Source organism: Pseudomonas sp. G11-1 (genome assembly GCF_024031555.1).
GTDB lineage: Bacteria > Pseudomonadota > Gammaproteobacteria > Pseudomonadales > Pseudomonadaceae > Halopseudomonas > Halopseudomonas bauzanensis.
Genome location: NZ_QEYQ01000004.1, coordinates 270,488 through 291,711 on the forward strand (window position 1 = coordinate 270,488; position 21,224 = coordinate 291,711).

The 21,224-nt window shown below is 62.0% G+C and carries 21 protein-coding genes; 9 read left to right on the plus strand and 12 right to left on the minus strand.

Annotated features, from left to right (window positions below):
* Window positions 1-74: 74 nt before the first annotated feature.
* A complete protein-coding gene (gene mreB / locus DHB74_RS13670; protein ID WP_036992928.1) occupies window positions 75-1,112 on the minus strand; it encodes a rod shape-determining protein MreB in 1,038 nt (345 codons plus the stop codon).
* 260 nt (window positions 1,113-1,372) lie between these two features.
* Here mreB and gatC point away from each other — a divergent pair, with 260 nt between their 5' ends.
* From gatC to DHB74_RS13695, 5 genes are all read left to right on the plus strand, one after another.
* Window positions 1,373-1,660, plus strand: a complete 288-nt coding sequence (gatC, locus tag DHB74_RS13675; protein WP_036992930.1) for an Asp-tRNA(Asn)/Glu-tRNA(Gln) amidotransferase subunit GatC — start codon at window positions 1,373-1,375, stop codon at window positions 1,658-1,660.
* Between the two features lie 41 nt (window positions 1,661-1,701).
* On the plus strand, window positions 1,702-3,153 hold the full coding sequence (gene gatA / locus DHB74_RS13680; RefSeq protein WP_136870148.1) for an Asp-tRNA(Asn)/Glu-tRNA(Gln) amidotransferase subunit GatA: 1,452 nt from the start codon (window positions 1,702-1,704) through the stop codon (window positions 3,151-3,153).
* 18 nt (window positions 3,154-3,171) lie between these two features.
* Window positions 3,172-4,617, plus strand: a complete 1,446-nt coding sequence (gene gatB / locus DHB74_RS13685) for an Asp-tRNA(Asn)/Glu-tRNA(Gln) amidotransferase subunit GatB (RefSeq protein WP_036992936.1) — start codon at window positions 3,172-3,174, stop codon at window positions 4,615-4,617.
* Window positions 4,610-5,074 carry a septal ring lytic transglycosylase RlpA family protein gene (locus DHB74_RS13690; RefSeq protein ID WP_235818300.1) on the plus strand — a complete coding sequence of 155 codons (465 nt, stop codon included), beginning with the start codon at window positions 4,610-4,612 and terminating at the stop codon, window positions 5,072-5,074. The genes gatB and DHB74_RS13690 overlap by 8 nt, the downstream gene beginning before the upstream one ends.
* An 86-nt stretch (window positions 5,075-5,160) precedes the next feature.
* Entirely contained in the window at window positions 5,161-7,224 is a 2,064-nt protein-coding gene (locus tag DHB74_RS13695; protein ID WP_051611379.1) for a BCCT family transporter, read from the plus strand.
* 46 nt (window positions 7,225-7,270) lie between these two features.
* On the opposite strand, the gene DHB74_RS13700 is transcribed toward DHB74_RS13695, so the two are convergent.
* From DHB74_RS13700 to DHB74_RS13710, 3 genes are all read right to left on the minus strand, one after another.
* Window positions 7,271-7,855: a YajG family lipoprotein gene (locus DHB74_RS13700; RefSeq protein WP_136870150.1), complete on the minus strand. Its 585-nt coding sequence runs from the start codon at window positions 7,853-7,855 to the stop codon at window positions 7,271-7,273.
* A gap of 75 nt (window positions 7,856-7,930) precedes the next feature.
* Entirely contained in the window at window positions 7,931-8,233 is a 303-nt protein-coding gene (locus tag DHB74_RS13705) for a PA4642 family protein (RefSeq protein ID WP_036992938.1), read from the minus strand.
* A gap of 86 nt (window positions 8,234-8,319) precedes the next feature.
* Window positions 8,320-8,811 carry a hypothetical protein gene (locus DHB74_RS13710; RefSeq protein ID WP_036992939.1) on the minus strand — a complete coding sequence of 164 codons (492 nt, stop codon included), beginning with the start codon at window positions 8,809-8,811 and terminating at the stop codon, window positions 8,320-8,322.
* A gap of 73 nt (window positions 8,812-8,884) precedes the next feature.
* Between DHB74_RS13710 and dauA the strand changes: the two genes are divergently transcribed.
* Window positions 8,885-10,618: a C4-dicarboxylic acid transporter DauA gene (gene dauA / locus DHB74_RS13715; protein WP_136870151.1), complete on the plus strand. Its 1,734-nt coding sequence runs from the start codon at window positions 8,885-8,887 to the stop codon at window positions 10,616-10,618.
* Here dauA and DHB74_RS13720 read toward each other — a convergent pair whose 3' ends face one another.
* Window positions 10,619-11,176 (minus strand): hypoxanthine-guanine phosphoribosyltransferase, encoded by a 558-nt coding sequence (locus tag DHB74_RS13720; RefSeq protein ID WP_036992941.1) that lies wholly within the window; start codon window positions 11,174-11,176, stop codon window positions 10,619-10,621.
* A 203-nt stretch (window positions 11,177-11,379) separates the two neighbouring features.
* Between DHB74_RS13720 and upp the strand changes: the two genes are divergently transcribed.
* Both upp and DHB74_RS13730 read left to right on the plus strand, forming a co-directional pair.
* A complete protein-coding gene (gene upp / locus DHB74_RS13725; RefSeq protein WP_036992942.1) occupies window positions 11,380-12,021 on the plus strand; it encodes a uracil phosphoribosyltransferase in 642 nt (213 codons plus the stop codon).
* A complete protein-coding gene (locus tag DHB74_RS13730) occupies window positions 12,021-13,274 on the plus strand; it encodes a uracil-xanthine permease family protein (protein ID WP_136870152.1) in 1,254 nt (417 codons plus the stop codon). The genes upp and DHB74_RS13730 overlap by 1 nt, the downstream gene beginning before the upstream one ends.
* Before the next feature lie 4 nt (window positions 13,275-13,278).
* Here the strand turns inward: DHB74_RS13730 and DHB74_RS13735 are convergent, their stop codons facing one another.
* The 6 genes from DHB74_RS13735 to DHB74_RS13760 all read right to left on the minus strand — a co-directional run bounded on the left by DHB74_RS13735 (window position 13,279) and on the right by DHB74_RS13760 (window position 19,452).
* Window positions 13,279-13,683 (minus strand): type IV pilin protein, encoded by a 405-nt coding sequence (locus tag DHB74_RS13735; protein WP_036992944.1) that lies wholly within the window; start codon window positions 13,681-13,683, stop codon window positions 13,279-13,281.
* Between the two features lie 9 nt (window positions 13,684-13,692).
* Window positions 13,693-16,578, minus strand: coding sequence for a PilC/PilY family type IV pilus protein (locus DHB74_RS13740; protein WP_499161735.1), 2,886 nt, complete (start codon window positions 16,576-16,578; stop codon window positions 13,693-13,695).
* The gene (locus DHB74_RS13745) at window positions 16,559-17,059 is read right to left on the minus strand and encodes a pilus assembly PilX family protein (protein ID WP_136870154.1); all 501 of its coding nucleotides are present in this window, start codon (window positions 17,057-17,059) and stop codon (window positions 16,559-16,561) included. The genes DHB74_RS13740 and DHB74_RS13745 overlap by 20 nt, the downstream gene beginning before the upstream one ends.
* 12 nt (window positions 17,060-17,071) lie before the next feature.
* Window positions 17,072-17,857, minus strand: coding sequence for a prepilin-type N-terminal cleavage/methylation domain-containing protein (locus tag DHB74_RS13750; protein WP_036992948.1), 786 nt, complete (start codon window positions 17,855-17,857; stop codon window positions 17,072-17,074).
* Window positions 17,854-18,339 carry a type IV pilus modification protein PilV gene (gene pilV, locus DHB74_RS13755; protein WP_051611385.1) on the minus strand — a complete coding sequence of 162 codons (486 nt, stop codon included), beginning with the start codon at window positions 18,337-18,339 and terminating at the stop codon, window positions 17,854-17,856. Before pilV ends, DHB74_RS13750 begins: the two co-directional genes overlap by 4 nt.
* Before the next feature lie 156 nt (window positions 18,340-18,495).
* Window positions 18,496-19,452, minus strand: a complete 957-nt coding sequence (locus DHB74_RS13760) for a 2-hydroxyacid dehydrogenase (protein ID WP_051611387.1) — start codon at window positions 19,450-19,452, stop codon at window positions 18,496-18,498.
* 59 nt (window positions 19,453-19,511) lie between these two features.
* On the opposite strand from DHB74_RS13760, the gene DHB74_RS13765 reads away from it, so the two are divergent.
* The gene (locus tag DHB74_RS13765) at window positions 19,512-20,150 is read left to right on the plus strand and encodes a LysE family translocator (protein ID WP_036992950.1); all 639 of its coding nucleotides are present in this window, start codon (window positions 19,512-19,514) and stop codon (window positions 20,148-20,150) included.
* A gap of 18 nt (window positions 20,151-20,168) precedes the next feature.
* Here the strand turns inward: DHB74_RS13765 and hemH are convergent, their stop codons facing one another.
* On the minus strand, window positions 20,169-21,188 hold the full coding sequence (gene hemH / locus DHB74_RS13770) for a ferrochelatase (RefSeq protein ID WP_051611389.1): 1,020 nt from the start codon (window positions 21,186-21,188) through the stop codon (window positions 20,169-20,171).
* Window positions 21,189-21,224: the final 36 nt, after the last annotated feature.

A 21,224-nucleotide genomic window follows, 5' to 3' on the forward strand; every position in this document is an offset into this window, starting at 1 on the left:
GTTTGATGGGTGGGCTCCTTGCGGCAGCAGGATAGGCTGTTGCGGCAGGCTCAAGCCTGCCGCCATGGCACCGATCACTCGGTGGACAGCAGATCCATTGCGTGCTGGTCCATCATCTCCAGCGCACGACCACCGCCACGGGCAACGCAGGTCAGGGGCTCTTCGGCGACGATCACCGGCAAGCCGGTTTCCTGACTCAGCAGTTTGTCCAGATCGCGCAGCAGCGCGCCGCCGCCCGTCAGGATCAGGCCGCGCTCAGCGATATCCGAGGCCAGCTCCGGCGGTGATTGCTCCAGGGCGCTCTTGACCGCCTGAACGATGGTCGCCAGCGACTCTTGCAGCGCTTCCAGCACCTCGTTGGAGTTCAGGGTGAAGGCCCGCGGCACGCCCTCGGCCAGGTTGCGGCCACGCACGTCCACTTCCAGCACTTCGCCGCCGGGGAAGGCCACACCGATTTCCTGCTTGATGCGCTCGGCGGTGGATTCACCGATCAGGCTGCCGTAGTTGCGGCGTACATAGGTGATGATGGCTTCGTCAAACCGATCGCCACCGACCCGCACCGACTCGGCGTAGACCACGCCGTTGAGCGAGATCAGCGCGATTTCAGTGGTACCACCACCGATATCCACGACCATGGAGCCGTGGGCTTCCTCGACCGGCAGGCCGGCGCCGATGGCCGCCGCCATGGGCTCTTCGATCAGATAGACTTCACGGGCACCGGCACCCAGCGCCGATTCGCGAATGGCCCGGCGCTCGACCTGGGTCGACTTGCAGGGCACGCAGATCAGGACGCGCGGGCTGGGCTGGATGAAACTGTTCTCGTGGACCTTGTTGATGAAGTACTGCAGCATCTTCTCGCACACGCTGAAGTCAGCGATGACGCCATCCTTCATCGGGCGAATGGCCTGGATGTTGCCGGGCGTGCGACCGAGCATGCGCTTGGCTTCGGTACCGACCGCCACCACACTTTTCTGGTTGCCATGGGTGCGAATGGCTACGACGGACGGTTCATCCAGTACAATGCCCCGCTCGCGAACGTAAATCAGAGTATTGGCAGTCCCCAGGTCAATGGACAGGTCACTGGAAAACATGCCGCGAATTTTTTTGAACATGCGTTGAATATACCCCGAGGGCACGTGGGTTGAATGAAAGAAACACTGATATGCAGGTTGCCTGGCAAATAGCCACTGACACACACAAATGAAGAGTGGCGGAACGACTCCAACACAGGCAACTGATCGGTACTTCCCGAAGTGTCGCAACTCTAACAATGGCGGGGTTTTTGGGCAAGGCGCGGATGTGGTAAATTCGTCCCTTTGCCCGGCAACATCGGCATATAACACCGGATCGTCCGGCTTCATGGAGAAAACACATGGCCCTAGACCGCTCTGACGTGGAACAGATTGCCCATCTTGCGCGCATTGCCCTCCACGGCGACGACATTACCGCCACCACTGACAAGCTGGCCGGCATCATGGGCTTGATCGATCAATTGCAGGCCGTTGACACCAGCGGCGTCGAGCCGCTCGCCCATCCACTGGAAACCACCCAGCGGCTGCGCACCGATGCGGTCACCGAAATCAATCAGCGCGACGCGCTGCAAGCCATTGCGCCGGCTACCGAACAGGGCCTGTATCTGGTACCCCGGGTCATCGAGTGATATCGAACCCTGCTGCCGCGCATTGAAACGAGACAAATTACATGCATGAGAAAACCCTCGCCGGCTTGTCCCAAGCCCTGCACAGCAAGGCGATTTCCAGCGTCGAGCTGACCGAACACTACCTCAAGCGCATCGAGCAGTTCGATGGTGCGCTCAACAGCTATATCACTGTCACCCCGGAACTGGCGCTGGAGCAGGCGCGTGTCGCCGATGCACGCCTGGCGGCCGGTGACGCCGGTCCGCTGACCGGCATCCCGCTGGCGCACAAGGATCTGTTCTGTACCCAGGGCATACGCACCAGCTGCGGCTCGAAGATGCTCGACAACTTCATCGCACCGTATGAGTCCACCGTCACCGCCCGGCTGCTGGCCGCCGGCACCGTGACCCTGGGCAAGACCAACATGGACGAATTCGCCATGGGTTCGTCCAACGAATCCAGCTATTACGGTGCAGTGCGCAATCCGTGGAATACCGAACATGTACCCGGCGGCTCCTCCGGCGGCTCGGCCGCTGCCGTGGCGGCGCGGCTGTGTGCGGCGGCGACCGGCACCGATACCGGCGGCTCGATCCGCCAGCCGGCCGGCTACACCGCACTGACCGGTCTCAAGCCGACCTATGGTCGGATTTCGCGCTGGGGCATGATCGCCTATGCGTCCAGCCTGGATCAGGCCGGCCCGATGGCCCGCACCGCCGAAGACTGCGCCCTGCTGCTGCAGGCCATGGCCGGCTTCGATGAGCGTGACTCCACCAGTGTCGACGAGCCCGTGCCGGATTACAGCGCCGAGCTCAACCAGCCCCTCAACGGGCTGCGCATCGGTCTGCCGAAGGAATACTTCGCCAGTGGACTGGATACCGCCACCGCCGACGCCATTGCCGCCGCGGTCAAGCAGTTCCAGGCCCTGGGCGCCGAGATCAAGGACATCAGCCTGCCCAATGCCGAGCTGGCCATCCCGGCCTACTACATCATTGCCCCGGCGGAAGCCTCCTCCAACCTGTCACGTTTCGATGGCGTGCGTTTCGGCTACCGCTGCGAGAACCCGGCGGATCTGACCGACCTGTACAAGCGTTCGCGCGCCGAGGGCTTCGGTGACGAGGTCAAGCGCCGCATCATGGTCGGCGCCTATGCGCTGTCTGCGGGTTACTACGATGCCTACTATCTGCAGGCGCAGAAGGTTCGGCGGCTGATCAAGAACGACTTCATGGCCGCCTACGAGCAGGTGGATGTCATCCTGTGCCCGACCTCGCCCACTCCGGCGTTTCGTATTGGCGAGAAGATCGACGATCCGGTGAGTCTGTATCTGACCGATATCTATACCATCACCGCCAACCTCGCCGGCGTACCGGGCATCGCCCTGCCGGCCGGCTTCGCTGGCGACCTGCCGATCGGCATGCAGCTGCTGGGCCCTTATTTCAGCGAGGCCCGCCTGCTGAATGTTGCGCATCAGTACCAGCAGCACACCGACTGGCACACCCGCGCTCCGGCCGGCATCTGAGAGGATTGAGGACAGATCATGCAATGGGAAATCGTTATCGGGCTGGAAATTCATGCCCAGCTCACCACCGCCTCGAAGATCTTCTCGGGCAGCGCCACCAGCTTCGGCGCCGAACCCAACACCCAGGCCAGCCTGATTGATCTGGGCATGCCCGGTACCCTGCCGGTGCTCAACGCCCAGGCGGTGCGCAATGCGGTCAAGTTCGGCCTGGCGATCGATGCCGAGATCGGCATGACCAACGTCTTCGCGCGCAAGAACTACTTCTATCCCGACCTGCCCAAGGGCTACCAGATCAGCCAGATGGACCTGCCCATCGTCGGCAAGGGCTTTCTCGACATCACCCTGGACGACGGCACCGTCAAGCGCGTGGGCGTGACCCGCGCGCACCTGGAGGAAGATGCCGGCAAAAGCCTGCATGAAGACTTCCAGGGCATGAGCGGCATCGACCTGAACCGCGCCGGCACCCCGCTGCTGGAAATCGTCTCCGAACCGGACATGCGCAGCGCCAAGGAAGCGGTCGCCTACGCCAAGACCATTCACTCGCTGGTGCGTTATCTGGGCATCTGTGATGGCAACATGGCCGAAGGCTCGCTGCGCTGCGACTGCAACGTGTCGGTACGGCCCAAGGGCCAGGCCGAGTTCGGTACCCGCTGCGAGATCAAGAACGTCAACTCCTTCCGCTTCATCGAGAAGGCGATCAATACCGAGGTGCAGCGGCAGATCGAGCTGATCGAGGACGGCGGCACGGTGATTCAGGAAACCCGTCTGTACGACCCGAACAAGGACGAGACGCGCTCCATGCGCAGCAAGGAAGAAGCCAACGATTACCGCTACTTCCCCGATCCGGACCTGCTGCCGGTGGTCATCGAGCCGGCCTTCATCGAGACCGTGCGCGGCGAGCTGCCAGAACTGCCGCAGCAGAAGCGCGAGCGTTTCCAGAGCGAATTCGGCCTGTCGGCCTACGATGCCAGTGTCCTGGCCGCCAGCCGCGAGCTGGCTGACTACTTCGAGGAAGTGCAGCGCGTCTGTGGCGATGCCAAGCTGGCCGCCAACTGGGTGATGGGCGAGCTGTCCAGCCTGCTCAACAAATCCGACATCGAGATCGATCAGTCGCCGGTCAGCGCCAGCCAGTTGGGGGGCATGATCCTGCGGATCAAGGACAACACCATCTCCGGCAAGATCGCCAAGATGGTGTTCGAAGCCATGGCCGATGGCGAAGGCGATGCCGACCAGATCATCGAAGCCAAAGGCCTGAAACAGGTCACCGACAGCGGTGCTATCGAGGCCATGCTGGATGACGTGCTGGCGGCCAATGCCGACCAGGTCGAGCAGTATCGCGCCAGCGATGAAGCCAAGCGCGGCAAGATGTTCGGTTTCTTCGTCGGTCAGGCGATGAAGGCCTCGAAAGGCAAGGCCAACCCGCAGCAGGTCAACCAGTTGTTGAAGCAGAAGCTGGATGGCTAACCCGATGGCTAGCCAGCGCTCAGGTCGTGCCCGCCCCGGCCGCACCGGCAACAAGTCGGTGTGGCTGAGCCAGATGGCGCTGGCGGCCCTGCTGTCGATGTCCGGCTACGCCGCCGTCGGCGACAGTCTCAACGATGAGGATGGCGGCCTGAGCTACAGCGCCGAGGGCCGCGCATCCTACTATTCCTCCCGCCTGCATGGTCGACGTACCGCCAGCGGCGAACCCTACGATGAAACATCGATGACGGCAGCGCACCCCAGCCTGCCGTTCGACACCCAGCTGTGCATCACCAACCTGTTCAATGGCCGTAGCACCGCCGTGCGTGTCAATGATCGTGGCCCCTTCGTGGGCAGCCGCATCATCGATGTGTCGCTCGCCGCCGCCAAGGAACTGGGCATGCTGCGCGCCGGCATCGCCCGCGTCCGGGTAGAGACCTGCGACACCCTCGAATCCTGACGTCCAGAGCGGCTGCTATACTTCGGCAAGCCGTCTCCAGACACCGCGGCACAAGCTGCGCATCCAGGCAAAGGAGCCTTCCCCACATGCCGGAAACAACCAGACCCCGCCTCTGGAATACCACCATCCTGTTGCCGGTCTTCATTCCGGCGTTCTTCTTCATCCTGCTACTGGTCATCGGTACTGCCAGCCAACCCGAACTGGCAGGAGAGCTGTTTTCTTCGGTGCTGGGCTACATCACCAATACCTTCGGCTGGTTCTACATGCTGTCGGTAGCAATCTTCCTGGTGTTCATCGTGATCGTGGCGATGAGCAAATGGGGACATATCAAGCTCGGGCCGGATCATGCCGAGCCGCAATACAGTTTCCCGGCGTGGTTCGCCATGCTGTTTTCCGCCGGCTATGGTATTGCCCTGTTGTTCTTCGGCGTGGCCGAGCCGGTGCTGCATTACGCCGAGCCGCCGGAAGGTGCCGAAGGGCTCACCGTAGATGCAGCCAAACAGGCAATGCAGATCGCTTTCTTCCACTGGGGCTTTCATATCTGGGCGATCTACGGGCTGACCGGACTGGTTCTGGCGTACTTTTCCTTCCGTCATGGTCTGCCGCTGTCGATCCGCTCAGCGCTGTATCCGCTGATCGGCGAGCGCATCCATGGACCGATTGGCCATGCGGTGGATACCTTCGCGATTCTCGGCACCATGTTCGGCATTGCCACCACACTCGGGCTGTCGGTGGCGCAGATCAACGCCGGGCTCAATTATCTGTGGCCGGCGATTCCCGTGAGCACCGGCGTTCAGGTCGCCTGCATCGCGGGCATCACCGTGCTGACCATGGGCTCGGTGGTCGCTGGCATGGACCGGGGCATCAAGAACCTGGCCCTGGTCAACATGGTAACGGCCACCGGGTTGATGCTGTTCGTGTTCTTCGTCGGGCCGACCATCTTCATTCTGGAAACCTTCCTGCAGAACACCGGCAGCTATCTGAACAACATCGTCGAACGGACCTTCAATCTGCAGGCCTATTCGCGCAGTGACTGGATCGGCAACTGGACGCTGTTCATCTTCGGCTGGACCATCGCCTGGGCCCCCTTCGTCGGGTTGTTCATCGCCAAGATCAGCCGCGGGCGGACCATTCGCCAATTTGTCTTCGGGGTGATGCTGGTCCCCACCATCTTCACCTTCTTCTGGTTCTCTGTATTCGGCGATACTGCGCTACACCTGATCATCAACCAGGGCTATTCCGAGCTGATCGACCAGGTACAGGCGGATAACGCCATTGCCCTGTTCAAACTGTTCGAGCAATTGCCGCTGACCGCTATCATTTCCACCATCACCGTGGTGCTGATCACGCTGTTCTTCGTCACCTCGGCCGACTCCGGTGCACTGGTGGTCGACTCGCTGGCCTCCGGCGGGGCGCTGGCCACACCGGCATGGCAGCGCGGTTTCTGGGCCATTCTCAGTGGCGTTCTGGCTTCGGTACTGCTGGTGGCCGGCGGGCTCAAGGCCTTGCAGAGCATGGCAGTAGCCAGCGCCCTGCCCTTCGCCATCATCATGCTGATCTCGGCCTTGGGCATGTGGCGGGCACTGGTGATCGAAAGCCACCATCAGACTGTCAGCGCCGGCATGCAACCAGGCCGCAGCAGTACTGGCAGCAACACATCGCTATGGAAGAAGCGCCTGGCCGGTATCGTCAACTACCCGGAAAAGGATGCAGTCGAGCTGTTTATCAAGGACACCGCGCTGACGGCGATGATCCGTGTCGCCAAAGGGTTGCAGGCCCAATCCTGGCCGGCGGAGGTGCACTATGACGAAGAGCATCGGCGCGCATATCTGGAAGTGATTGTGCCGGAGCAACTGGACTTCCTCTACGAGATCCGGCTGCGCGACTATCTGCGCCCGGCCTTCGCCCATCCAGAGGTCGAGGAAACCGCGGCGGATGACAGCTATTACTACCGGGCCGAGGTGTTCCTGCGCCGCGGTGGCCAGGCCTATGACGTCTATGGCTACGATCAGCAGGAGCTCATCGGTGACATTCTCGATCACTTCGAGAAGTACCTGCATTTCCTGCACCTGACGCCGGGCGTGCTGCCCTGGAACATGGCCGAGCATGACGAGATGCTGCAGACGCCGCACGATTCCAAGGAAGAGTAAGAAGGTGACAGCGGGCCGTCATAACGGCCCGCTGTAAACGGCGGGATTACTGCTGCAGGATGCGGATGACTTCCGGATCCTTGAAGATGCGCGACAGGGCATCGCTCATCACTTCGGTAACCAGCCGGGTATTGGTCGCCTGATTCGGCGCATAACCGAAGCGGTGCTGAGCTGACGCGCTGTAACGGCCGTTATAGCGCTGGTTCATCGAACGGACTTCAACGGCAAATGCCGCGCCGATATCCGCCTGGGTCACGTACACCCCTTCCTTCGGCGAGACGTAGGACAGATCCGCCAGGCTCACCATCATGCTGTTGGCATTGGGCGTGCCTTCGGCTACCACCTGAAAACCCAGCTTACCGAGCGCCTGCTCCACCTGCTGACGCACATGCGGCATCGTCTGCTCGCTGATAGTCAGATTGCTGGAGTCCGGATACAGGCCGCCGCGCGTGCCCAATACCGGTGAGGATCGGCCGTCCTTTACCGTGACCACCACCGGCTGCTGTCGGGCCACTTGGCTCAGGGGGATGGTCACGCTCGGCGTGACGTTCAATTGCTGCGGACTATGGGCACAGCCGGATAACACCACGGCCAGTCCCGCTACCGCCAGGAAACCCAGACGTTTCAACATGCTTGCACTCCTTCAGCGAGGGATGGATAGATCTGAGATGAATGAACCTGACTTGCCGATCCAATGCGCATGGCATCAGTCAATGGCGCGTGCCCCGACAGCTTCCAGTGCCGCGACGTATTCCTCGGCCTGGGCATGTTCGCGCAGGATCTGCAGCATGGTGCGACCGTCGGCATCAACGGCATTCACGTCATGGCCAGCGGCCTGGAACATCTCTAAAAAGCGCGCGAAGTCATGGGCACGCAAGCCACGATAGGCGCGCGTCAACATGTACAGGTCGACGGACTCGCCAGCATCACGGGGACGAAAGGTCATGAAGACGGCGACCTGCTCATCACTCATGGGCTCGCCAACCACCTTTTTCTTGTCTTTGCGCACGATAGTTCCTCAATCTGATCCGGAAAGCCCGAATTGTAACCATCCGGCCGCGCGGCCACCAGCACCGCAGCCTCCCCGGCCCTTTTTCATCTGACAGTGATCGGTCCGGCGTGGATATCCGCCCATACCGTTCCATTGCCATAAAAGCGGACCTGCACGAAATGCGGACCGGGGCCCTCAAGCAGACCGCGCACCGTATCCAGGTAGCTCAACGGATAATACATCGTCAGGGTCTGAGTCGCCGCCTCGTGCCGCGCCGGGGGCAGTGAGCCGGGGCCGTCGATAAAGCCGACCCGCACACTGTCCAGTTGGCTGCCACGCAACAATGAACGACCTGCGATAAACAGCCAGAGGCTGCTTTCCTGCGTGCGGCCGGTACCGGCCTGACGGGATTCGCTGGCGATGGTCAGCCGGTAGTTGTCCACTTCCAGCAACATCTGCTCTGGACGGTCCTGCCGTGCGGCATAGCGATCCGGCGGCATGAAGTCTTCATGGGGCAGAGGCGACGAAGCGGCCGCCACTACACTTGCGAGGGTGCCGAGGAGTATGCTGGTCAATACCTTGGTGCCGATTTTCATGGGACAGCTTCCCGAGCAGACAGAAAGATCTGTTGTGGCAGCCGCCCCCCGCGTTGTCAACATGGGAAAGATCATGACCAGCCGTTCGTTCAGATTGCCGCTGTTTGTCGCGCTACGCGACAGCTTCCGGCAAGGGTATTCTCTTGCTCGTTTTCGCAGCGATGTATTGGCCGGCATCACCGTCGGCATCATCGCAATCCCCCTGGCGATGGCATTGGCCATTGCGGTAGGGGTGGCGCCGCAACATGGTTTGTATACCGGTATTGTCGGCGGCCTGCTCATCGCGCTGTGCGGCGGCTCGCGTTTCAATATTTCCGGGCCGACCGCCGCCTTCGTGGTAATCCTGCTGCCGATCACCCAACAGTACGGCTTGGGTGGTTTGCTGCTGGTAACGCTGATGGCCGGGCTGATTCTGCTGATACTGGGGCTGGCACGCCTGGGCAGCTTGATTCAATTCGTGCCCTATCCGGTGGTCATGGGGTTTACCGCCGGGATCGGGGTGGTGATTGCCACCTTGCAGATCAAGGATTTCTTCGGCCTGCAGCTGGCGGCACAACCCAGCCATTATCTTGAACAGTGGCAACTGCTGATCACCGCCCTGCCCTCGCTGCAACCGGGCGACACCTTGGTCGGCGTCGCGACCCTGCTGGTGCTGATCTTCTGGCCACGGCTGACCCGGCGCATTCCCGGCCACCTGGTCGCCCTGCTCGTCGGCAGCCTGCTGGGTGCGCTGCTGCTGGCCATGGATGTGCCGGTGGCCACCCTCGGGGCGCGATTCAGCTATGAGCTCGATGGCGTTATCCATGCAGGCATTCCGCCCTTTGCGCCACAGTGGGTGCTGCCCTGGCAACTGCCCGGGGCCGATGGTCAACCGCTGGTAGTGAACTTCGCTCTGCTGCAGCAACTGCTGCCTTCGGCCCTGGCGGTGGCCATGCTGGGTGCCATCGAGTCGCTGTTGTGCGCGCTGGTTGCCGATGGCATGGCCAATACCCGGCACGATCCAAACGCGGAACTGGTAGGCCAGGGCCTGGGTAACCTGGTTGTGCCCTTTTTCGGTGGCATCACCGCCACTGCAGCGATTGCCCGCACCGCCACCAGCGTACGCAACGGCGCCTTTTCTCCCATCGCCGGGGTGGTGCATGCGCTGGTCATCCTGCTGGCGGTGGTGTTGCTGGGCAAACTCTTTGCCTGGCTACCCATGGCGTCGCTGGCAGCCATGCTGTTGATCGTCGCCTGGAACATGAGCGAGGCGCCGCGGGTGCTGCACCTGCTGCGCACCGGTCCGCGCCAGGACGTGCTGGTGCTGGTCATCTGCCTGCTGCTGACTGTACTGTTCGATATGGTGCTGGCGGTCGGTGTGGGATTGTTGCTGGCTGCGGCGCTGTTCATCAAGCGCATGGCGGATCTGAGCGAAGGCGGCGCACAACCCCGCGCCCATGATCAGGCATTAGCCGATCTGCCGGATAGTGTTGTGCTGTACCGCATTCATGGCCCGCTGTTCTTCGCCGCCGCCGACAAGGCGCTCGACGCCATCAGTCGCTTCGATCCGCAGACCCGCTATGTGGTAATCGATATGCGCAGCGTGCCAAGTATGGATATGAGTGCCCTGGTACTGTTCGAGAAGGCGGTGCAAGGACTCACCGACCGGGGCATAGCAGTCTATCTGGTGGGCGTTCGGGCACCGATCCGGCTCAAGCTAAAACGCGCCGGACTCAGCGCCAGCCGGGGTCTGCGTACCTTTGCAGCCACCCCGCAACGGGCAGCGCAAATGATCCGGCAACGATTGGCGGCGGCTGCGCCGGGCTGATCAGTGATCCTTCAGCGCGTAGATCCCTGCGGCGTTGCGCCAGTAACCCTTATAGTCGAGGCCGAAGCCGAACAGATAACGATCCTCGACATCCAGGCCGGTGAAGTCGGCACGCATGCCTTCATAGGCCTTGCGGTCATGGCGCTTGTCCAGCAATACGCAGGTCAATACCTGTTCAGCACCAGCATCGCGGCAATATTCGACGATTGCCGCCAGGGTATGGCCTTCATCAAGAATGTCATCGATGATCAGCACACTGCGCCCGACCAGGGAATGCTCGGCACGCGCCTTCCAGAACAGCTCGCCACCGGACAGCTTGTTGCGGTAACGGGTCGCGTGCAGGTAGCCGACTTCCATCGGAAAATTGAGGCGAGTCAGCAGTTGTCCGGCGATGATCAGCCCACCATTCATCACGCTATAGACGATCGGGTTGCTGTCCTGCAGGGTCTGGGTGATATCGGCGGCCATGCTATCCATAGCGGCTTCGATCTGCTGCTGGTTGTACAGACAATCTGCTTCTTTCATGACCTGCTTGACGTGGTCAAGATCGATGGGCATGCAAAACCTCCGGGGGCGGCTTGAAAAAGGGAGCGAAAATACTGCAGCGGTGCCAGCAACGCAAGCAATCTGCCGAATGACCGCAGAGAATCGGATGACCAGCATAAAACATTCGTTTACCCTTTACGCAATTTCGAAAATAGTCGCACTTGCGCCTTTTCGAACATGTTGAATGCCATTTAGCCGCCGCCTGGAACCTGTCGATGAAGATTCAAGAAATCCGCCACCCCCTCATCCGCCATAAACTCGGCCTGATGCGCCGCGCCGATATCAGCACCAAGAATTTTCGTGAACTGGCCCAGGAAGTCGCCGCGCTGCTGACCTACGAAGCGACCAAGGACATGCCTGTCGAGCCGCAGACCATCAATGGCTGGTGCGGCGAGGTCAGCGTGGAGAAGCTGGCGGGCAAGAAGATCACCGTGGTGCCTATTCTACGTGCCGGCCTCGGCATGCTCGACGGCGTGCTCAGTCTGATCCCCAGTGCCAAGGTCAGCGTGATCGGCATGGTGCGCAATGAACAGACCCTCGAAGCGGACACCTATCTGGAGAAGCTGGTCAGCGAACTGCATCAGCGCCGGGCGCTGATCATCGACCCGATGCTGGCTACCGGCAGCTCGATGATTGCCACCATTGACCTGCTCAAGCGCGCGGGCGCGCAGGAGATCCGCGCCCTGGTGCTGGTTGCCGCTCCCGAGGGCATCCTCCGGGTCAATGCCGCCCACCCGGATGTGGAGATCTTCACCGCCTCGGTGGATGAGCGCCTGAACGAACATGGTTATATCATTCCCGGTCTGGGCGACGCGGGCGACAAGATCTTCGGCACTCGGCAAAAGGACGTGCATTGATGCAGAACATGGACACGACCGGCTGGCGCAGTGTGCTGGCCGGCTCGCAGATGTTGTTCGTGGCATTCGGCGCGTTGGTGTTGATGCCATTGATCACCGGCATGAGCCCGAGCGTAGCGCTGTTCACTGCCGGTATCGGTACGCTGATTTTCCAGTTCGTCACCCAACGTCAGGTGCCAGTGTTTCTGGCCTCCAGCTTCGCCTTCATCGCACCCATCCTATATAGCAACCAGACCTGGGGGCTACCGGCGACCCTGGGTGGCCTGGCGGTAGCCGGGCTGGCCTACATCCTGCTGAGCCTGCTGGTGCACCTGCGCGGCCCGGGCTTCATTCAGCGGCTGCTGCCGCCGGTCGTGGTCGGCCCGGTCATCATGGTCATCGGCCTGGGCCTGGCCGCCACCGCAGTGAACATGGCTACCGGCAAGAGCGGGGATGGCAGCATCCAATTGGTGGATCACTCCACCGCATTGATCATCTCCATGGCGTCGCTGGCCACCACCCTGGCCGTAGCCGTGTACGCCCGCGGGGTGCTGCGCCTGGTTCCGATCATGGCCGGCGTTGCCGTGGGCTACGGCCTGTCCTGGTTTCTGGGTGTCGTGGACTTTACCGCTGTCGACAATGCCGAGTGGGTCGCAACACCTGGCTTCGTCTTCCCTGAATTCTATCTGCCGGCCATCCTGTTCATGCTCCCCGTCGCTATCGCCCCGGCCATCGAGCATATCGGTGACGTCCTGGCGATCGGCTCGGTGACCGGCAAGGACTATATTCGCAAGCCGGGCCTGCAACGCACCCTGCTGGGAGATGGCTTGGCCACCTCCACCGCCGCCTTCCTCGGTGGCCCGCCCAATACCACTTACTCGGAAGTGACCGGCGCGGTCATGCTGACGCGCAATTTCAATCCCGCAGTGATGACCTGGGCCGCGGTGTTCGCCATCGGCCTGGCATTCGTCGAGAAGTTCGGCGCCGTATTGCTGACCATGCCGGTACCGGTGATGGGAGGTATTCTCTGCCTGCTGTTCGGCTCCATTGCCGTGGTCGGAATGAATACCCTGATCCGCAATCAGGTGGACCTGAGCCAGGCGCGTAACCTGTGCATCGTCTCGGTGACACTGGTATTCGGCATTGGCGGTATGGCCATCGGTTACCAGGATTTCACCCTACAGGGCATCAGCCTTTGTGGAGTGGTAGCCATCCTGCTGAATCTGCTGTTGCCGGCGGAAAAACCGGCCCCCGTCACGCCCACTGCCGAGTGAGCGCTCAGCGCCGCCAGCATTTGCTAGCCGCTGGCGTGCGCTGTCCCACCTGATTGAGGGTATAGGTAGCGCAGGCGTCCCCCGCCATGATGCCACCGGATACCGCTGTCGCAGTCAGAATGAAGCTTTCCGGTGTGAGGGTCGGCACTATGGTGTATACGGCCGTACCACTGGCTGGGCTCTGGCCGATCAGCCCGTTGACCGTACCGGTGTCATAGCCGCCGTTGCGGGTGTAGTGACGTTCCAGCAACTGGGCATTTTCCAGCAGTACCGCCGAGACCTCGGCCCGCCGGGTCTGGCGAACATGCTCCTGATATGACGGCAGGGCAATCGCCGCCAAGATGCCGATGATCACTACCACGATCATTACTTCAATCAGCGTGAACCCCTGTTGTGTTTCGGACTGCATTTCCCGCTCCTATTGCAGTTGTCGCCACATGATGCGATTGAACTGGCAGTGGGGCCGACCGGCCACCACGGCAACGTCACTCGATCCCTGCACCAGATAAACCTCGCCGCTGCAGCCGGTCTGCATGCCATCTTCATCTTGGTCCAGAACATTCAGATCTCCTGGCAGGCCGATGTTCAGCTCCAACCCCGCCGCCGGCAGGTCATTGTCATCGATCTGTCCATCACCATCGGTGTCCAGCACCTCGCGGGTCGGCATACCGCCGGTACCCAGATCTACCGCCATCAACCAGCCGCCGGCCTGGGTCATGCAGGGATCCTGGGTACCACTCTTGATAAACCCGGTAGTGAACAGCACGCGCCCATTCTTGATGACGAAATCGCGGGTAACCCGTTCGCCTTCAGCCTGGCCGTTGTGCAGCAGCGGCAGATACCAGCCGTAGCGCGAGTTCCAGTCCACCGCATGGCGGCTGACCGTGCGCACGGCCTGGCCACTGGTGGGGTCGGTGGACATGCTGTCGATCTGCTGTTGCTGCAACAGCGCTGGTGTCAGACCGCCGCTCGGTACGGTCGGTATATCGAGCACCGCATAGAATGCCTGGGCCGTGGTGTCGGTCAGGTCGGCGGCCTGCATAAAGGCACCAGTGCCGAACAGAACCAGATCTGCACCACCAATCATGCCGGGATGAAGCTGCGGCTGTACCGTAATCGGTTGGCCTGCCGCTGCAGTGAATAAAGGCGTGCCGTTATGAGCTACCGCCCAGTTGGCCGGGGCCGGATCAGTCAGATCGAACTTCCACAGCTGGCCATGCAGGTCGCCGGCAAAGACCGCACGGACCTCGCCGGCCGCATCGAACTGCAGCGCCGGGGCGGATAGCCCGTTGCCGTGCGTCGAGCCTGCGCGCGCGGTCACATCCAGTTGGCTGAGCAGGTCACCGGTGAGCATATCGAAAATCAGCAACGCCCCGCCCCCCGCCGCGCTGCCGTAACCGTTACCGGTAATGAGCACGCTGCGACCGTGCAATTGAGCCATGACCGGCCGCCCATAGATATGCCCGATGGCCGCTATCTGACTGGCGTCGGCTTCCCAGAGTGCGCCACGTGCGCTGCTGCCCAGGGCAGCGTCGAACAGGCGGACGACGAACAGCCCCTTGCCACCGGCGCCCAGACCACTGGCGGCCAGCGTGCTCCAGTGCGCGCCGAGCTTGGCATCAGCTACCACCACCCGCCCATCCACTCCGGAGCGGTGATGATTGCCGGCACCATAATCACTGCGAGCGCGGGTACCCAGGGTGTGATGCAAGGCCGCAGGCAGGTAGGAGTACAGATGCGCACCGCTGGTATCGAACAGGCGCAGGAAGCCGTCATTGGCTCCGAACACCAGGGCCTCGGACATGCGGTTGCGCCGGTCCTGCAAGTAGTTACGATAAGCGGCACTTTGATCGCGTCCAGCATGATGACCCGCACCCACCAGCACCGGTGCCGAGTTGATGATATCGCCCAGCAATCGGCTGCGCTGGCGCAGGTCGGCATCGGCACTCCCCCGCGCCCAATTGAGCAAACGCTGCGCGGCATTGTTGCCGGTCAGGCCGGCCAGCAACGCCTCGGCGTCCAGCACTGCCTGCTGTGAAACAGGCAGCATGGCCCAGGTATTGGCACCCAAGGTCACCGGGCCCGCCGGTGAGTTGCCCTGCGCACTGCGCCAGGTCTGGAATGCACCGGCCTGCGTACCGGGAGTAAAGGTCTGGTCGGTGGACCACAACAAGGTATCCGGCTCACCCGTACCATTCATGCTGTAGGCATGCAGGCTGCCGCTCCAATCCTGGGGGTCGAACCGGGTCTGATAATAGCGGCTGACCCCGGCACTGAGCTGCTGACTGTCGGTAACCGCGCCACCACCCGAGCCCGCCGAGGCGATGATTTCCTGCAGTGCGCTGCTGAGCGCTTCCTTGAGTTGCTGGCGATTGGTGGCCGTGAAGTAGCGGCCGTTTCCCGCGGTGGCGGTTTGCCTGAGCCGGGGATCGTCCAGGGCAAACCCCACGGTATAGGTCTGCAGGCTCTGCCGGGGAAACTGGGCATCATTCCAGCTTTGCCCGGCCTGGTCGGTGCCCGTGGTTCGCATGTCGATCTCGTAGGCAAAGCGGGCGATATCATCCAGGTAGAAGGTGCCGCCCTCACTGCTTTCGGAGCCAGTAATATCAGCACCGTCTCCATCCCAGTCTGGCAGGTTGAACGCACCGCTCAGCGTGGGATTATTGCCGTCTGGCTCCTGCGCCAGGGTGGTAGGGAACTCGGCATCATAAGTGGGCAGGCCGTCAGTCACTACCAGACCAAAGTTCTTCTGGCAGCGGTACTGAATGGGGCTTCGGAACTGCTCGCGCTGGGACTCGGGTTGGCTCTGCGGATAAAAGGCGCGCATGCCCCGCAGGTAGCGGGTCATTTCGTAGTAGGTTTCTGCGAGCGGCGTCCAGGTCAGATCGTTGCGAGTATTCGGGGCCAACGCGTCCAGCGCCTGATTGAGCTGATTGAAGCGAGCATCACCCAAGCCTGCTGCGATATTCCCCGCTTCCACGCGCAACAGGCCACCTGGAGCCCGGTCGTTGCCAGTCGCCTGACGAAAGGTGAACAGTCCGAAACGCAGTTCCCGGTTGGCAGCGATGACGTCCTTGGTTACCTCCCGGGCGATATCCAAGCGGGTCTCGCCACCGATTGAGTTCAGCACCATGCTGGAGGAGTTGTCGAACAACACCAGCACGTTGGGCGCCACCGCCGAGGCGGATAACACCGGCCCGCTCAGCGGGCTGAAGGCCTGCGCTGGCAAGGCTGTTAGCAACCCCAGCGCCAGCCCTATAGCCACACCGCGCAGGCGCCGGGCTTCAAATCCGTGTGAAGGCATAGATACTCTCCAGTACTGTCCGTGTGGCGCCCTTGTGGCTGACTACCGAAATGCGGTACAGCGTGCTAGGCGCAGCCGCGGTCACATTGGCGGGAATGGCGCTGTCGCCGAGGCGCACGATGCGATACCAGGCGGTCATACCGTTGCCCGCCACCGAGGACGGTATCGCGACCCAATCCGCGCCCGGTGCTGTCCGATGATCGGGATCAAGCGCCGGTGCAGGCAGCTCGCAGGCGGCCTGACTGCAGATGGTCAGGGGCAGCAGCAAGGTATTGCTGCGAACCTGCTGTTCGACATGGCGCATACCGCTTTCCGCCGCCTGGAAGCTGTCGTTCTTGAGCTTGACGTTGTGGGCCATGCGTTCCTGACCAGTGGAGGTTCTGATGCCTGCCAAGGCGGTCAGCGTGGTCAGCAACAGAAGCACCATGCTGATGACCAAGGCAGAGCCGGCCTGAGCCGCATGTGAATTACCGGATGTCATGCTTGCCTCCGTTCAGTCCAGTCGGTTGCGCAGCGCGGTCACCAGCGTGTATTGCTGGAGCCGAACCTGACCAGCGCTGGTATTGGCCGGGTTGTCGCTGAAGTTGAGGGCAATGCGGATACTGCGGATACGCTCGCTGTCCGCCGCAGCTACCGTGGTTACATAGTTGCCGTCCACCGTCCGGTCCGCCGCCGTGGCCGCCAGCCCGAATTGCAGATCGAACCCGGCGACCTCGTCGATCAGCACTTCGAAGTTGCCGCTGTCGTTGAGTCGGGTCTGCAGCCGGTGCTGATCCAGGCGGTACTCGATCTGGCGGATGGGAATGAGCAAGTCGCCTGGTTCGACCGCCAGGCTGGTATTACCCGATGCGATACGCAGCTCATCCAGGCAGTTGGTTGCCAGCAGCCACTGGGCGCCGTAATCGGTAGCCTGGCGGGTGCCGCTGGCCGTTATCCGGTCGTGTACCGGCACGGCGCTGATCACCTTGAGCACGCTACTGGAAAAACTGACGGGCGCGGCGAACTCCACCGGCAACTGGCTGCGGGTGGCCGCCGGTAGGCGGGACATATCCAGGCAGCCGAACATGCCAGCCTGGCGCAGGTCGCGGCTGATCCGACTGAGTACAAAGCGAGCGTTTTCCTGCAGCGCGGCGGTGTGCTGCTGGAGCACGAAGCTCTGCTTGCCAGCGATGAATATGTGCGACACCCCGAGAATCAGAATCAGCCCGAGCGTCATCGCGATCATCAACTCGACCAGGCCAAACCCGCTGGCTGGGCGGCCTGACAGGCGGCGACTCACAGATCACCCCGAATCATCGAGGAAATGACGAATTCCGTGTTGCCGGCGGCGGCGACGATCCGCTCTTCCGACCAGCCGATGGTGACGGTGGCGAGGTTGCCATTGACGGCGACGCTACCGTAGCCGCCTGGCAGCAGACAACTCACCGCGTGGGCGAAGTCCTGTCGATCAGTTGCCAGGATCGATGCGCCGGGGCTGCTGTCCGCACAAGCCGAATTGATGTTGATGGTATAGCTGGAAAGGTTATCGGCATTCGCCCGCATGCGATCGAGCATGTCGTAGGCGAGAAAGCTGGCTTGGGTGTTGTAGGCGGCACTAGCGTTGTAGCGTAGCGCATTGATCTGCAGGGAGACGGCACCTAACACGCCGATGGCCAGCACCAACACCGCTACCAGCACTTCCAGCAGGCTGACGCCGCGCTGGGCGGTGGCCGCACTCCACAGACGGGCTACCCGACGCGGCGTCGGTCGTTCCTTGTCCATGACAGGTCCTCATCAGAAGCAGACTATGGCTCAGGGAAAGCCTGCTCCTGATCGAGGCTGGAAAATTATCGATGCCCGCCGCTTCGCGCACCACCCAAAGGAGTGGACCTGATCAATCTGTGAAACCCGTCATGGCGAATCTGTGGACCGGTTCACTCAGACAATGCGGCGCTGTTCCCGCTGGACCTCATCCACCAGGCTGCCCACCAACTGACCGACAATCCGCTGGCGCGCTTCCCGGCTGCCCCAGGCACTGTGCGGCGTCACCACCAGGTTGGGTACGGAGTCGTCGAGCAGCGGGTTGCCATTGACCGGCGGTTCGGTGGTCAGCACATCGAATCCAGCCCCACCCAGATGGCCGCTGCGCAGACTGTCGACCAGCGCCTGCTCGTCCACCAGCCCACCGCGCCCGGCGTTGATCAGCAGACTGCCTGGCTTCATCAGTGCCAGTTGCTCGGCACCGATCAGGTGCCGGGTCTGCTCGGTGAGCGGGCAATGCAGACTGAGCACATCGACTTGGGGCAGCAGCTCGGCCAGGGGCGGACGGTCGGGGTGTTCGCGGCCCGGCAACGAGCCGACCAGGATGTTCATCCCGAAGGCACTGGCCAGTCGACCGACTTCCTGTCCCAGCTCCCCATAACCGAGAATGCCCAGGGTGCGGCCAGACAACTCACCGATGGGGTAATCCAGCAGGCAGAACTGATTGCTGCGCTGCCAGGCACCGTCACGCACGGCCTGACGGTAGGATTCAAAGCGGGTAATGAGTACCAACATGAGCATCAGCGCATGCTGCGCCACCGACGGGGTGCCATAGGCCTGGCAGTTGCAGACCGTGATACCCCGTTTGCGGGCCGCTTCCAGATCGACATTATTGGTTCCGGTGGCGGATACCAGGATAAGTTGCAACTGCGGACAGGCCTGCATGGCCTGCTCGTCGATCATCACCTTGTTGGTGATCACTACCTGATGGTCGGCGATACGTTCAGCCACCTGCTCCGCCATGGTGGCGGGGTACAGCGTCAAGGTCGCTGCGGCGTCGTGCAGCGCCTGCATATCCAGATCACCCTGATCCAATGACGCCTGATCCAAAAATACCACTGACAGTTTATTCATCTCGGAACCCGTTTCGACTGAGGCTGGTTTAGAATGGCGGTTTTGACCGGAGCAGTCCATTGTATCTGAACGAGTTTCTGGTGGTGGCAATGATCCACCTGCTGGCGGTAATCAGTCCGGGGCCGGATTTTGCCGTGGTCATCCGCAACAGTGTGAGCGCGGGACGCAAGACCGGGTTGATCACCGCGGCGGGGATCGGCGCAGGCATTTTCCTGCATGTCGCTTATTCACTACTGGGCATTGGCATCATCGTGTCGCAGTCGGTATGGCTGTTCAATGCGCTGAAGCTGCTTGCCGGGGCCTATTTGCTGTATATCGGCATCAAGGCGCTGCGCGCCCGCCCGCAAGCCAGCAGCACGGGTGAGGTGGCGTTGGCAACAGTAGCGATGCCGGCGCGCAAGGCCTTCGTCAATGGTTTCATCACCAATGGCCTGAATCCCAAGGCGACGCTGTTCTTTCTGTCGGTATTCACGCTGGTCATCAGCCCCCAGACGCCACTACTGGTCCAGGCGGGCTACGGAATTTATCTGGCGGCGGCCACGGGGTTGTGGTTCTGCCTGGTAGCGCTGCTGTTCAGCCAACCGCGCGTGCGCAGCAGCTTTGCGCGTATGGGCCACTGGTTCGATCGGTTGATGGGCGCGGTGCTGGTGGCGCTGGGGCTGCATCTGGCCCTGTCGGAGTGGCTCAAGCGCGCCTGAGCCACCCCACCGGTACGATCAGGCGCTGACCGGCTCGGTGCGCGCCCAGTGAGCCAGCGTGTCCATCCATTGCGGGTGATCGTTAAGGCATGGCACCAGCACCAGCTCTTCCCCGCCCGCCTCGATGAATTGCTCGCGGCCACGGTCACCGATCTCCTCCAGCGTCTCGATGCAATCGGCGGTAAAGGCCGGGCACATCACCAGCAGCCGCTTCACGCCCCGGGCCGCCAGTTCGTCCAGCGTTTCCTCGGTGTAGGGCTCGATCCACTTGTCACGCCCCAGCCGGGACTGGAACGCCATGCTCCACTGGTCAGGCTGCAAGCCCATCTGCTCGGCAAAGGCATGGCTGACCGCCCGGCACTGGGCGCGGTAGCAGGTGGCATGCGCCGGCGACGGGCGAGCGCAGCAATCGGCGCTGGACAGGCAATGGTTGCCGGTGGGATCGGCCTTGCGCAGGTGGCGTTCCGGCAGACCGTGGTAGCTGAACAGCAAGTGATCGAAGCCCTGCTGCAAATGGGGCTGGGCACTGGCGACCAGGCTGTCCAGGTAATCCTGCCGGCCATGAAAAGCCGGCAGTACCGTCAGCCGCACCTTGAGGTCGTGCTTGCGGATGACCCGCTGTGCTTCGCGGATGGAGGTGGTGATGGTGCTGTCGGCGAACTGCGGATACTGGTGCATCAACAGGATCTCGCCCACGCCCTGCCCGGCCAGCGCCAGGATGCCCTGCTCCACCGATGGCTCACCGTAACGCATGGCCAACTCTACCGGCATATCCAACCGGGCGCGCAACTGATCGCGCACCCGGCGGCTGATGACGATCAGCGGCGAGCCTTCTTCCCACCAGATCGACGCATAAGCCGCCGCGGACTCACGCGGACGTCGCAGCAGGATCAGGCTGACCAGCAGCCGACGCGCCGGCCAGGGTAGATCCACCACACAAGGGTCCATCAGAAACTGATTGAGATAACGACGCACATCCGCCACCTCGGTGCTGGCGGGTGAACCCAGATTCAGTAACAGGATCCCTCGGTCGGACATCAGGCTTTCCCCTTGTGACATCAATATCTGCAGGTG

Excerpts from the sequence above, each read along its gene's own strand:
- mreB (WP_036992928.1), bottom strand. The coding sequence starts at position 1,112 with ATGTTCAAAAAAATTCGCGGCATGTTTTCCAGTGACCTGTCCATTGAC.
- gatC (WP_036992930.1), top strand. The coding sequence starts at position 1,373 with ATGGCCCTAGACCGCTCTGACGTGGAACAGATTGCCCATCTTGCGCGC.
- gatA (WP_136870148.1), top strand. The coding sequence starts at position 1,702 with ATGCATGAGAAAACCCTCGCCGGCTTGTCCCAAGCCCTGCACAGCAAG.
- gatB (WP_036992936.1), top strand. The coding sequence starts at position 3,172 with ATGCAATGGGAAATCGTTATCGGGCTGGAAATTCATGCCCAGCTCACC.
- DHB74_RS13690 (WP_235818300.1), top strand. The coding sequence starts at position 4,610 with ATGGCTAACCCGATGGCTAGCCAGCGCTCAGGTCGTGCCCGCCCCGGC.
- DHB74_RS13695 (WP_051611379.1), top strand. The coding sequence starts at position 5,161 with ATGCCGGAAACAACCAGACCCCGCCTCTGGAATACCACCATCCTGTTG.
- DHB74_RS13700 (WP_136870150.1), bottom strand. The coding sequence starts at position 7,855 with ATGTTGAAACGTCTGGGTTTCCTGGCGGTAGCGGGACTGGCCGTGGTG.
- DHB74_RS13710 (WP_036992939.1), bottom strand. The coding sequence starts at position 8,811 with ATGAAAATCGGCACCAAGGTATTGACCAGCATACTCCTCGGCACCCTC.
- dauA (WP_136870151.1), top strand. The coding sequence starts at position 8,885 with ATGACCAGCCGTTCGTTCAGATTGCCGCTGTTTGTCGCGCTACGCGAC.
- DHB74_RS13720 (WP_036992941.1), bottom strand. The coding sequence starts at position 11,176 with ATGCCCATCGATCTTGACCACGTCAAGCAGGTCATGAAAGAAGCAGAT.
- upp (WP_036992942.1), top strand. The coding sequence starts at position 11,380 with ATGAAGATTCAAGAAATCCGCCACCCCCTCATCCGCCATAAACTCGGC.
- DHB74_RS13730 (WP_136870152.1), top strand. The coding sequence starts at position 12,021 with ATGCAGAACATGGACACGACCGGCTGGCGCAGTGTGCTGGCCGGCTCG.
- DHB74_RS13735 (WP_036992944.1), bottom strand. The coding sequence starts at position 13,683 with ATGCAGTCCGAAACACAACAGGGGTTCACGCTGATTGAAGTAATGATC.
- DHB74_RS13740 (WP_499161735.1), bottom strand. The coding sequence starts at position 16,578 with ATGCCTTCACACGGATTTGAAGCCCGGCGCCTGCGCGGTGTGGCTATA.
- DHB74_RS13745 (WP_136870154.1), bottom strand. The coding sequence starts at position 17,059 with ATGACATCCGGTAATTCACATGCGGCTCAGGCCGGCTCTGCCTTGGTC.
- pilV (WP_051611385.1), bottom strand. The coding sequence starts at position 18,339 with ATGGACAAGGAACGACCGACGCCGCGTCGGGTAGCCCGTCTGTGGAGT.
- DHB74_RS13760 (WP_051611387.1), bottom strand. The coding sequence starts at position 19,452 with ATGAATAAACTGTCAGTGGTATTTTTGGATCAGGCGTCATTGGATCAG.
- hemH (WP_051611389.1), bottom strand. The coding sequence starts at position 21,188 with ATGTCCGACCGAGGGATCCTGTTACTGAATCTGGGTTCACCCGCCAGC.